At 71.1% G+C, this 11613-nt stretch carries 9 protein-coding genes; 5 read left to right on the forward strand and 4 right to left on the reverse strand.

The window, feature by feature from the left end:
- The first annotated feature begins 165 nt into the window (after window positions 1–165).
- The 4 genes from ABZ098_RS09995 (at window position 166) to ABZ098_RS10010 (ending at window position 3986) form a co-directional block, all read left to right on the forward strand.
- Window positions 166–1389 carry an NADP-dependent malic enzyme gene (locus ABZ098_RS09995; RefSeq protein WP_356589036.1) on the forward strand — a complete coding sequence of 408 codons (1224 nt, stop codon included), beginning with the start codon at window positions 166–168 and terminating at the stop codon, window positions 1387–1389.
- 741 nt (window positions 1390–2130) lie between these two features.
- Window positions 2131–3096 carry a zinc-binding dehydrogenase gene (locus tag ABZ098_RS10000; protein WP_356589038.1) on the forward strand — a complete coding sequence of 322 codons (966 nt, stop codon included), beginning with the start codon at window positions 2131–2133 and terminating at the stop codon, window positions 3094–3096.
- Window positions 3097–3213: 117 nt separating this feature from the next.
- On the forward strand, window positions 3214–3423 hold the full coding sequence (locus tag ABZ098_RS10005) for an HTH domain-containing protein (protein WP_007384656.1): 210 nt from the start codon (window positions 3214–3216) through the stop codon (window positions 3421–3423).
- Window positions 3423–3986: a Clp protease N-terminal domain-containing protein gene (locus ABZ098_RS10010; RefSeq protein ID WP_356589040.1), complete on the forward strand. Its 564-nt coding sequence runs from the start codon at window positions 3423–3425 to the stop codon at window positions 3984–3986. Before ABZ098_RS10005 ends, ABZ098_RS10010 begins: the two co-directional genes overlap by 1 nt.
- 75 nt (window positions 3987–4061) lie before the next feature.
- On the opposite strand, the gene ABZ098_RS10015 is transcribed toward ABZ098_RS10010, so the two are convergent.
- A complete protein-coding gene (locus ABZ098_RS10015; protein WP_356589042.1) occupies window positions 4062–5144 on the reverse strand; it encodes a helix-turn-helix transcriptional regulator in 1083 nt (360 codons plus the stop codon).
- Window position 5145: 1 nt separating this feature from the next.
- Complete coding sequence (locus tag ABZ098_RS10020) at window positions 5146–6204, reverse strand: DUF4097 family beta strand repeat-containing protein (RefSeq protein ID WP_356589044.1); 1059 nt, start codon at window positions 6202–6204, stop codon at window positions 5146–5148.
- A gap of 148 nt (window positions 6205–6352) precedes the next feature.
- Here ABZ098_RS10020 and ABZ098_RS10025 point away from each other — a divergent pair, with 148 nt between their 5' ends.
- Window positions 6353–7198, forward strand: coding sequence for a hypothetical protein (locus ABZ098_RS10025; protein WP_356589046.1), 846 nt, complete (start codon window positions 6353–6355; stop codon window positions 7196–7198).
- A gap of 138 nt (window positions 7199–7336) precedes the next feature.
- Here ABZ098_RS10025 and ABZ098_RS10030 read toward each other — a convergent pair whose 3' ends face one another.
- Together ABZ098_RS10030 and ABZ098_RS10035 are read right to left on the reverse strand one after the other, a co-directional pair.
- Entirely contained in the window at window positions 7337–7516 is a 180-nt protein-coding gene (locus tag ABZ098_RS10030; RefSeq protein ID WP_030049542.1) for a DUF6104 family protein, read from the reverse strand.
- 87 nt (window positions 7517–7603) lie between these two features.
- On the reverse strand, window positions 7604–11416 hold the full coding sequence (locus ABZ098_RS10035) for a multifunctional oxoglutarate decarboxylase/oxoglutarate dehydrogenase thiamine pyrophosphate-binding subunit/dihydrolipoyllysine-residue succinyltransferase subunit (RefSeq protein ID WP_356589048.1): 3813 nt from the start codon (window positions 11414–11416) through the stop codon (window positions 7604–7606).
- Window positions 11417–11613 lie beyond the last annotated feature (197 nt).

Here is an 11613-nt window from a genome sequence, read left to right on the forward strand (position 1 = left end):
AAGAAGGTTCTTTACACCCCTCATCCGGGGCTCAGGGCGCGTGTGCGGCGCGCCCGTCGCGACCGGCCCGTACGCATCAGTGACCAGGGCCGAACGCGGTGCCCGCCCACTTCTCAACCAGGAGTGGCCACCCTCAAACCATGAAGACCTAAGGGGTAAGACAAAGTGGCAGCGGAGATCGTCAATCCTCGCAGCGACAGCGATACGGGACAGGACGGAGGGGCGGAGCCCCTCGATTCCTTCGACCCCGCGTTCGCGCTGCACCGCGGCGGCAAGATGGCTGTGCAGGCCACCGTGCCGGTCCGTGACAAGGACGACCTGTCCCTCGCGTACACGCCCGGCGTGGCGAAGGTGTGCAGCGCCATCGCCGAGCAGCCGGAACTCGTCCACGACTACACGTGGAAGTCGTCGGTCGTCGCCGTCGTGACGGACGGTACGGCCGTGCTGGGGCTCGGTGACATCGGGCCCGAGGCCTCCCTTCCGGTGATGGAGGGCAAGGCGATCCTGTTCAAGCAGTTCGGCGGGGTGGACGCGGTTCCGCTCGCGCTGGCCTGCACCGACGTCGACGAGATCATCGAGACCGTGGTCCGGCTCGCGCCGTCCTTCGGTGGCGTGAACCTCGAGGACATCTCGGCCCCCCGGTGCTTCGAGATCGAGAAGCGGCTCCAGGAGCGGCTCGACATTCCCGTCTTCCACGACGACCAGCACGGGACCGCGGTTGTGACGCTGGCCGCCCTGCGGAACGCGGCGCGGCTGAGCGGGCGGTCCATCGGAGATCTTCGTGCGGTGATCTCCGGTGCGGGCGCGGCGGGCGTGGCCATCGCCAAGATGCTTGTCGAGGCGGGCATCGGCGACGTCGCCGTCGCCGACCGCAAGGGTGTCGTCTCCGCCGACCGGGACGACCTCACGTCCGTGAAGCGGGAGCTGGCAGGGTTCACGAACAAGGCGGGTCTGTCCGGGTCGCTGGAGGACGCGCTGGCGGGCGCGGACGTCTTCATCGGCGTGTCCGGCGGAACGGTCGCGGAGTCCGCGGTCGCCTCGATGGCTCAGGGCGCCTTCGTCTTCGCGATGGCCAACCCGAACCCCGAGGTGCACCCCGACGTCGCGCACAAGTACGCGGCCGTGGTGGCGACCGGGCGGTCCGACTTCCCGAACCAGATCAACAACGTGCTGGCGTTCCCGGGGATCTTCGCGGGGGCGCTCCAGGTGCGGGCCTCGCGGATCACGGAGGGCATGAAGATCGCGGCGGCCGAGGCGCTGGCGGCGGTGGTCGGTGACGATCTGGCGGCGGACTACGTGATCCCGTCCCCGTTCGACGACCGCGTGGCCCCGGCGGTCACGGCCGCGGTCGCCGCGGCGGCTCGGGCGGAGGGTGTCGCCCGCCGCTGAGCGGTGTTCGGTGTGGGTGGTCCCGTCCGGGTGGGTTACCGGGCGGGACCATTTTTTGCCTTGGGTACGGCTGATCGGGTGGCGGTGGGGTGGCTGGGTGCGGGTTCGGTGGGGGCGGGCGTTGTGCGCAGTTCCCCGCGCCCCTGGGTGCCTGCGGCGGCCTGTTTCGCTTCGGTGGGGGGCGGGTGTAGCGCGTGGGCTCGGTGGCGAAGTGGGGCGCTGGGGGACAGCCCGTAGCGGCGCAGGCCGACTGCAACTCCCCAGGGGCGCGGGGAACTGCGCGACCAGCCCCCACCGGCCTGCACTCGCCCCGCAACGGAACCCGGCCCTCCCTTTAGGCGCCCGGCCCAAGCCCAGCGCAGCGGCCTCGCGGGGAATGGCGCGACCAGCCCCCACGGGCCTGCACTCGCTCCGCAACGGAACCCGGCACTCCCTTTAGGCGCCCGGCCCAAGCCCAGCGCAACGGCCTCGCGGGGAATGGCGTGAGCAGCCCCCACGGGCCTGCACTCGCTCCGCAACGGAACCCGGCACTCCCTTAGGCGCCCGGCCCAAGCCCAGCGCAGCGGCCACGCGGGGAATGGCGTGAGCAGCCCCCACCGGCGCGTACTCGCCCCCACAACCCAACCCGGCACTCCCCTAGACGCCCGGCCCAAGCCCATTCGGCACCCCAAACCGCAAGAGGGCATGTGTCACAACGCGTCCCGGTTCCCCGCGCCGCCGGCGGACCCTATCGTCAAGGTCATGTTCGCTGTCTACGCCGCCCGAATCGACCGCGACAACCCGCTCTCGGGGCTGGAGTTGGGGGAGCGCCCGGCCCCCGAAGCCCGTCAGGGTTGGAGCGTCGTCGACGTCAAGGCCGCTTCCCTCAATCACCATGACCTCTGGTCCCTGCGTGGCGTGGGCCTCGCGGAGGACAAGCTTCCGATGATTCTCGGCTGCGACGCCGCCGGGGTCGACGAGGACGGCAACGAGGTCGTCCTGCACTCCGTCATCGGCCAGAGCGGGCACGGGGTCGGCCCCAGGGAGCCGCGGTCCATCCTCACCGAGCGCTACCAGGGGACGTTCGCCGAGCAGGTGGCCGTGCCGACCTGGAACGTTCTGCCCAAGCCGAAGGAGCTGTCCTTCGCGGAGGCCGCCTGTCTGCCCACTGCCTGGCTGACGGCGTACCGGATGCTGTTCACGAACGCCGGGGTCCGGCCCGGTGACTCCGTGCTGGTGCAGGGGGCCGGCGGCGGTGTCGCCACGGCGGCGATCGTGCTCGGGAAGGCCGCGGGGCTGCGGGTCTTCGCCACGAGCCGGGACGAGGCCAAGCGGAAGCGCGCCGTGGAGCTCGGTGCCGTGGAGGCGCTGGAGTCGGGCGCGCGACTGCCGCAGCGGGTGGACGCCGTCATCGAGACGGTCGGGGCGGCCACCTGGTCGCACTCCGTGAAGTCGCTCAGGCCCGGCGGCACGCTGGTCATCTCCGGTGCCACGAGCGGCGACCGCCCCTCGCACGCCGAACTGACCCGGATCTTCTTCCTGGAGCTCAAGGTCGTGGGCTCGACCATGGGAACCAAGGACGAGCTGGAGGACCTGCTGTCCTTCTGCGCGGCCACGGGTGTGCGGCCCGTCATCGACGAGGTACTGCCCATGGACCGTGCCCGCGAGGGCTTCGAACGGGTCGCGTCGGGTGAGCAGTTCGGAAAGGTCGTGCTCACCAACGGCTGATCCCTTCCTTCTCCTTCTCCTTCTCCTTCTCGTCGGCGGCCGGTCCGGGTACGGATCGGCCGCCGACTCGTGTCAACTGTGGTTGACACGCGAGGAGTGTCAACGTAGGTTGACATCATGACCGAAGCAACGGATCTCGCCGAGCGCGCCGGTGATCGCGATCCCCGGGTCGGACTGCGCGCCGTCGCCGCACTGCGCAGGCTGCTGGAGCAGCTCGAGTCGGTGCAGGTGCGCAGTGCGCGCAACCAGGGCTGGTCGTGGCAGGAGATCGCCGCGGAACTCGGAGTGAGCAGGCAGGCCGTGCACAAGAAGTACGGGAGGCATTGATGCTGGAGCGGTTCACGAAGGACGCCCGGGCCGTGGTCGTGGGCGCGGTCGAACACGCCGAAGGGGCGGGGGCGGGGTCCGTGGGCGCCGAGCACCTGCTCCTCGCCCTGCTCGACCGGGAGGCCAGTCGGGCCTCCTTCGCCCTGGCCGCCCTCGGGCTCACCGAGCGCGGGGACGCCGTACGAGAGGCGCTGGGTGAGGCGCGGCGGCGGGCCGGGCTGTCCCAGGCGGACGCCGAGGCGCTGGCCGGGCTCGGTATCGACGTCTCGGAGATCGTCGCCCGGGTGGAGGAGGTGCACGGTGTCGGAGCGATGTCCGGCGACCGGAAGGACAGGGGACGGTGGTCCGGGCGGCGCTCCTTCGGACGCAGCGCCAAGGAGATCCTGGAGAAGGCACTGCGCATCGCCGTGGCCCGGCGGGACCGTCATGTCGGCGACGAGCACATCCTGCTGGCGATGACGGTACGGCCGGGCGTGCCCGCGGAGGTGCTCGCCGATCACGGGGTGACCTATGCGTCGGTCATGCGCGTCCTCTACGGCGAGGGCGAGGCGAAGGCCGGCTGAGCGAGGGCCGCTCGCTCCGGCAGTACGGCACGGCCGGCGGGGCCGGAGCCGTCGTACTGCCGGAGCCCGAGCGGTTCACGCCTTCGGTGCTCGCAGGAGTGCCCCTATGTGGGCCGCCGCCGTCGACAGGTGGCGGCGGGCGTCGCGGAACTGCTCGGCCGTGACGCCGTGGTCGCGGGCCGCGTCACGGATGTCGTCGCGGAACCGGTCGAGCAGGCGGTCCAGGTCGCGGGCCGGGTCCCCGGTGGGGTCCTCGTGGGCCCAGGTCGGTTCGTGCTCGGCGGGGAAGTCCTCCGGGGTGTGCGAGTACTCGGGGCCGGCCGGCGTCCCCTCGGCCTTCTCGGACCTCGCGCCGCCCCGGCCGAAGCCGAAGTCCTTCCCGAACTCCTTGCCGTAGTCCTTCCCGAACTCGCCGAACTCCTTGGCCAGTTCGGTCAGCCCCTCGCGCACCCCCGTCGGCCAGTCGCCGCGCGCGAAGTGGTCCTGGACCTGCTCCTGCACCCGCCGGGCGATCCGCTGGACCTCCTCCTGCGCCTGCTCCCGGGCCCGGTCCTGGGCCTCCTTGGCCTGGCGGCGGGCCCGCTGGGCCTCCTCGCGGGCGCGGCGGCTCTCGTCCTTGGCGCGCCGGGCCTGCTCCTTCCATTCCTGCTTGACGCGGCGCATCTCTTCCTTGGCGGCGCGCCACGCCTCGTTGTCGGCGTACCCCGTGAAGTCGCCGAAGGGGCCCTCGTGTTCGCCGCCGGTGCCCTTGGGGCCGCTGCCGGAGCCCTGGCGTGCCTCGGTGGCGGCCGCCCGCATCTCGCGCCGCAGATCACCCGCCGCGCCCCGGACATCGGCCCGGATCTCGGCGGCGAGCTCGGCGACCGACTCGCGGATCTCCAGCTCCAGGTCGGCCAGTTCGCCGCTGCGGTCGGCGAGCTCGGCGCGGCCCGCGTCCGTGATGGCGTACACCTTGCGGCCGCCCTCGGTGGTGTGGGTGACCAGGCCCTCCGCCTCCAGCTTGGCCAGCCGGGGGTAGACGGTGCCCGCCGAGGGGGCGTAGAGGCCCTGGAAGCGCTCCTCCAGGAGGCGGATCACCTCGTAGCCGTGGCGCGGGGCCTCGTCCAGCAGCTTCAGCAGGTAGAGACGGAGGCGGCCGTGGGCGAAGACGGGGGGCATGTCAGAGCACCTTCTTGTCGGTCGTGCCGTCGGCCGGGCCGCGGGTCGGGTCGTTCGTGCGGGCGTCCGTGGGGTCGTCCTTGAGGTCGTCCGTGGGGTCGTCCGCCGGGGCGGGGCCGTCGTCCTGGCCGGAGAGGGGATTGTCCCCCGGGACACCGCGCTCGCCGTCCACCGGGTCGGCGGTGTCGGCCGGTCCGGTACCCGTGTCGGCGTCCTTCACGAACGGATCCGTCTCCCATGGCTCCTCCTCGTCCTCCCGGGGCGGCCGGCGCAGGAGGGCGATGGAGCCGGAGACGGTGGTCGCGCGGAGCTTGCCGGTACCGGCGCCGAGGCGGCCCGTGACCTTGTGGGCGCCCCACTGGCCCCGGACGCGCAGACCGTCGAAGGCGTTGGAGATCGTCCCGCTCGCGGTGTTGGCCTCCACCTCCGCGTCCGCGGGCTGGGGGAGTCGGATGGCGATCTCACCCGAGACACTGGTCAGCCGGACGTCGGTGGGGCCCTCGGGGTCGAGGTCGACGATCATCGAGCCGCTGACCGAGTCGGCCCGTACGGAGGGGCCGGAGCCCTCCACGACGGTGAGGTCCCCCGAGACCGAGTTGAAGCGCAGGTCGCCGGTGACGGCCTGGGCCTCCAGGTTCCCCGAGACGGTGTCGGCGCGGACGGGGCCGGAGAGGCCGACGAGTGTGGTGTCGCCGTTGACCCCCTTCACCACCGAGGGGCCGCGCACGCCCGACACGACGGCCGCGGCGCTGACCACTCCCACCTCGACGCGGGTGTCGGCCGGAACGGCCAGCGAGACGACGGCGCTGCGTCGCCAGCCCTTGCGGTCGAGCCACTTGAGGAAGCCCTTCCAGGGCAGGTCCTCGTAGGCGACCGTGAGGGTCCCGCCCTCCTGGGTGACGATCAGAGGCGGCCCCTCGATCTCGGACACCTCCAGGCGCGCGGAACCTTCGTCCGTGCCCACCACGTTCACCGTTCCGTTGACGATGCGCACGTGGAGTTCGCGTACAGGCTCGTCGAAGGCGAGCTTCCCGGGCTCCGTGACGGACCACTCGGACATGGTGCAGACCTCCCCGTAGCAACGCGCCATATCGCGTCTCCTGCAATTCACGATATATCGTGGCGGTCGAAAGTCAAGACACTCTTTCCGGGGACGCCGGAGCCGCAAATATGACCAATCCAGGGGAAATCGCCCTAGCGTGTGACCCATGTCGACGGAAGCCACCTCTCGCAGCGGTCGCACCGGCCCCGCCCCCGGTGCCCTGCTGCTCTGCCGGGCCGAGCCGGGTTCCGTCGCCGCCGCGGCCGTGCTGCTGCGCGAGCGGATGCTGCTCACGCGCGCGGGGGAGGGGTGGAGTGTCCTCGTACCGGAAGGCGGGCCGTGGCTGCGCGGTGAGGACCCGGTCGACCGGGTCGTGACCGGCTGGGCCACCGCCCTGGCCGTCGGTGCTCCCTGGCCCGTCCTCGCCCTGTGGTGGGACGCCGACCGCGGCGGCTACACCCTCGCGTCCGGCTTCCGACGCCCCGTCGGCTACGTCTGGCTCGCCAACGGGACCCCGGCCGGGGAGGACGAGGCCATGCGCACCTTCGCGGCCCGGCTGGCGCTCGACCCGGTCCTGGACGTCCAGTCCCTCGACCGGCTCACCGCACCGGACCGCTCCGCGGATGCCCGCGCCCGCCTGCGCGGCCTGCTCGCGATCCTCACGCGCGTGGGCCTTGACCTCCCCGTCGGCCTCGCCCCCGGCGAACCGGCCGACCGCCTCCTTGAGGTGGCCCGAGACCACCCGGACGCCCGCCCGATCGAGGGGGAGGGCCGGCGGAACACGGTCCTCGGCGGACTCGAAGCGGAAGCGGGCCGCCGCCTCACGCCCTGGCTCCCCTGGTCCGGCGATCCGAAGGCCCACGCCCTTGCCCTGGCCCAGTTGGCGGCGGGGCTCCCTCTGGTCGCCTGGGGCCTGCGGCACCGCAGCGGCGGCTGGCTCACGGCGGGGGCCCTGCTGCTGGCGCACGGCGCGCTCGGCCTGTCGTACGCCCTGACCCACCCACGCGACTGACACACCAGTCCGGCGGGCGCCCCCGCGCGAGCTACACACCAGCCCGACGGACGCCCCCGCGCAATCGCCCCCCCCGCACGAAAAACGGGGCACCTCACCGGTGCCCCGCGGCAAAGCAGGCCGTGTGGCCTCGGCGGTCTAGTCGTCGTCCTCGTCGTCCAGGCGGGCCAGCCACGTGGCCAGTCGTTCCACCGGGACCTCGAAGTCGGGATTGAGGTCGACGAACGTCCGTAGCTGCTCGGCGAGCCACTCGAAGGTGACTTCCTCCTCGCCGCGCCGTTTCTCCAGTTCCTCGATGCCACGGTCCGTGAAGTACATGCCCTCAAGGATAAGTGCGCCCAAACGGCCGGGCCGCACCCCTCGGGAGAGGGATGCGGCCCGGTGACGTACTGCCCGCGAGAGCGGTTACGCCTCGAACACCTCACGCACGAGCTGCTCCTGCTCGGCCTGGTGCCGCTTCGCCGAACCCACCGCCGGGGACGACGAGTGCGGGCGGGAGATGCGGCGCAGGCGCTCCCCGTGCGGGACGTCGGCGCCGACCGCCAGGTCCAGGTGGTCGATCAGGTTGAGGGCGATGAAGGGCCACGCGCCCTGGTTCGCCGGCTCCTCCTGCGCCCACAGGTACTTCTCGGCGTTCGGGTACTTGGCGATCTCCGCCTGGAGCTCGGTGCCCGGCAGCGGGTACAGGCGCTCGATGCGGATGATCGCCGTGTCCGTGATGCCGCGCTTCTGACGCTCGGCCTCCAGGTCGTAGTACAGCTTGCCCGCCACGAAGACGACCTTGCGGACCGCGGCGGCCTCCACGGACGTGTCGCCGATGACCGGGCGGAACTGACCCGACGTGAACTCCTCCGTCTTCGACGCGGCGGCCTTGAGGCGCAGCATCGACTTCGGGGTGAAGACCACCAGCGGCTTGTGGTGCGGGTTGTGCACCTGCCACCGCAGGAGGTGGAAGTAGTTCGACGGCAGGGTCGGCATCGCGACCGTCATGTTGTTCTGGGCGCAGAGCTGGAGGAAGCGCTCCACACGCGCGGACGAGTGGTCCGGGCCCTGGCCCTCATAGCCGTGCGGCAACAACAACGTCACACCCGACGTCTGGCCCCACTTCTGCTCGGCCGCCGAGATGTACTCGTCGACGATCGTCTGCGCGCCGTTGACGAAGTCGCCGAACTGCGCCTCCCACAGCACGAGCGCGTCGGGGCGGGCCAGCGAGTAGCCGTACTCGAAGCCCATGACCGCGTACTCGGACAGCAGGGAGTTGTAGACGTTGTAGCGGGCCTGGTCCTCGTTGAGGTACTGGAGCGGGGTGTGCTCCTCGCCCGTCTCGCGGTCGATGAGGACCGCGTGGCGCTGGCCGAAGGTGCCGCGCTGCGAGTCCTGGCCGGACAGGCGGACCGGGGTGCCCTCCAGGAGCAGGGAGCCGACGGCCAGCGTCTCGCCCATGCCCCAGTCGATGGTGCCGTCCTCGACCATCGACGCCCGGCGCTGGAGCTGCGGCAGCAGACGCGGGTGGACGTTGAAGGTGTCGGGGATGTTGACCTGGGACTCGGCGATCCGCTTCACGACCTCCGCGGAGATCGCGGTGTTCACGGCGACCGGGAACTCGGCCTGCGGGTCGGAGACGGGACCGGCGGCCGGCTGGGCCGTGACGGCCTCGCGGACCTCGGTGAAGACCTTCTCCAGCTGGCCCTGGTAGTCCTGGAGCGCCTGCTCGGCCTCTTCCAGGGTGATGTCACCGCGACCGATGAGGGACTCGGTGTACAGCTTGCGCACCGAGCGCTTCTTGTCGATCAGGTCGTACATCAGCGGCTGGGTGAAGGCCGGGTTGTCCGACTCGTTGTGACCGCGGCGGCGGTAGCAGATGAGGTCGATCACCACGTCCTTGTTGAACGCCTGGCGGAACTCGAAGGCGAGCCGCGCGACGCGGACCACGGCCTCCGGGTCGTCGCCGTTCACGTGGAAGATCGGGGCCTCGATCATGCGGGCCACGTCCGTGGCGTACATGGAGGAACGCGAGGACTCCGGGGCGGCCGTGAAGCCGACCTGGTTGTTGATGACGATGTGGACCGTGCCGCCGGTGCGGTAGCCGCGCAGCTGCGACATGTTCAGGGTCTCGGCCACCACGCCCTGGCCCGCGAAGGCCGCGTCACCGTGCAGGGCGACCGGCAGGACCGTGAAGTCCGTGCCGCCCTTGTTGATGATGTCCTGCTTGGCGCGGACGATGCCCTCGATGACCGGGTCGACCGTCTCCAGGTGGGAGGGGTTCGCGGCCAGCGAGACCTTGATCTGCTCGCCGTCGAGGCCGGTGAAGGTGCCCTCGGCGCCCAGGTGGTACTTGACGTCGCCGGAGCCGTGCATCGACTTCGGGTCGAGGTTGCCCTCGAACTCGCGGAAGATCTGCGCGTACGACTTGCCGACGATGTTCGCCAGGACGTTCAGGCGGCCGCGGTGGGCCATGCCGATGACGACCTCGTCCAGGCGGGACTCGGCGGCCGAGTCCAGCACCGCGTCGAGCAGCGGGATGACGGACTCGCCGCCCTCCAGGGAGAAGCGCTTCTGGCCGACGTACTTCGTCTGCAGGAAGGTCTCGAAGGCCTCGGCGGCGTTCAGGCGGCGCAGGATGCGCAGCTGCTCCTCGCGCTCCGGCTTGGTGTGCGAGCGCTCGATGCGGTCCTGGATCCACCGGCGCTGCTTCGGGTCCTGGATGTGCATGAACTCGACGCCGGTGGTGCGGCAGTACGAGTCGCGCAGCACGCCGAGGATGTCGCGCAGCTTCATCAGGGACTTGCCGGCGAAGCCGCCGACCGCGAACTCCCGCTCCAGGTCCCACAGGGTGAGGCCGTGCTCGGTGATGTCCAGGTCGGGGTGCTTGCGCTGGCGGTACTCCAGCGGGTCGGTGTCGGCCATGACGTGGCCGCGGACCCGGTAGGAGTGGATCAGCTCGAAGACGCGGGCGGCCTTGGTGACGTCGTCGTCGTGCGAGGCGTCGATGTCCTTGAGCCAGCGGACCGGCTCGTAGGGGATGCGCAGCGCCTCGAAGATCTCGTCGTAGAAGCCGTTCTCGCCGAGGAGGTAGTTCGCGACGATGCGCAGGAACTCGCCGGAGGCGGCGCCCTGGATCACCCGGTGGTCGTAGGTCGACGTGAGCGTCATGACCTTCGAGATGCCGAGCTTGTTCAGGGTGTCCTGGGAGGTGCCCTGGAACTCGGCCGGGTAGTCCATGGAGCCGACGCCCATGATGACCGACTGGCCGGGCATCAGGCGCGGCACGGAGTGCACCGTACCGAGGCCGCCCGGGTTGGTCAGGGAGACCGTGACGCCCGAGAAGTCGTCCATCGTCAGCTTGCCGTCACGGGCGCGGCGGACGATGTCCTCGTAGGCCTGCCAGAACTCGAAGAAGTTCAGCGTCTCGGCCTTCTTGATGCCCGCGACGACGAGCTGGCGGTCGCCGTTGGGCTTCACCAGGTCGATGGCGAGGCCGAAGTTGACGTGCGGCGGCTTGACGAGGGTGGGCTTCCCGTCCTTCTCCGCGTAGTGCCAGTTCATCGACGGCATGGCCTTGATGGCCTGCACCATCGCGTACCCGATGAGGTGCGTGAAGGAGATCTTCCCGCCCCGGGCGCGCTTGAGGTGGTTGTTGATGACGATGCGGTTGTCGAAGAGCAGCTTCACCGGGACCGCGCGCACGGACGTGGCCGTGGGCAGCTCCAGGGAGGCGTTCATGTTCTTCGCGACCGCGGCGGCGGGGCCGCGCAGGGTCACCATCTCCGGGCCCTCCGCGGAGGCACCCTCGGCCGGCTTCGCGGCGGGCTTCGCAGCGGCCGGCTTGGCGGCCGGGGCGGCCTGAGCCGGAGCCGCCGGGGCGGCGGCCTTGACCGGCGCCGGGGCCGCGGCGGCCGGCTGGGCGGCCGGAGCAGCGGCCGGGGCCGGCGCGGGAGCCTGCGCCGGGGCGCTGGGAGCCGGGGCGGCGGCCGGAGCGGTGGTGGTCTCCGCGGCCCCCGCGGCCGCGGTACCCGCCGCAGCCGGGGCGGCACCCCCCGACTTGTAGTCGGCGAAGAAGTCCCACCAGGCGCGGTCTACCGAATTCGGGTCCTGGAGGTACTGCTGATAAATCTCGTCGACGAGCCACTCGTTCGGGCCGAACGCGGCAGCGGGGTTCTTGCCCGCTTGGTCTGCGTCGGTCGAGATGCTCGAGTTACTGGGGGACTGTGGCGACACGGCGGCAACCGCCCTCTTCCGCTTCTCACAAGGTGATGGACAGCGGGAATAAAGGCTACGCCCCCAAGAGGGGGAAGGTCAGGCCGGGCCGGTCCATCGTCGTGTAAGTCACATCAAACAGCGAGTTTCGGGGGTTGAAATGGCGGGAAACAAGCGTGGTTCCGGTACGTGAATCCGTCCGAGGGAAGCACCGAGCG

Source organism: Streptomyces sp. NPDC006335, from assembly GCF_040612795.1.
Taxonomy (GTDB): Bacteria; Actinomycetota; Actinomycetes; order Streptomycetales; family Streptomycetaceae; genus Streptomyces.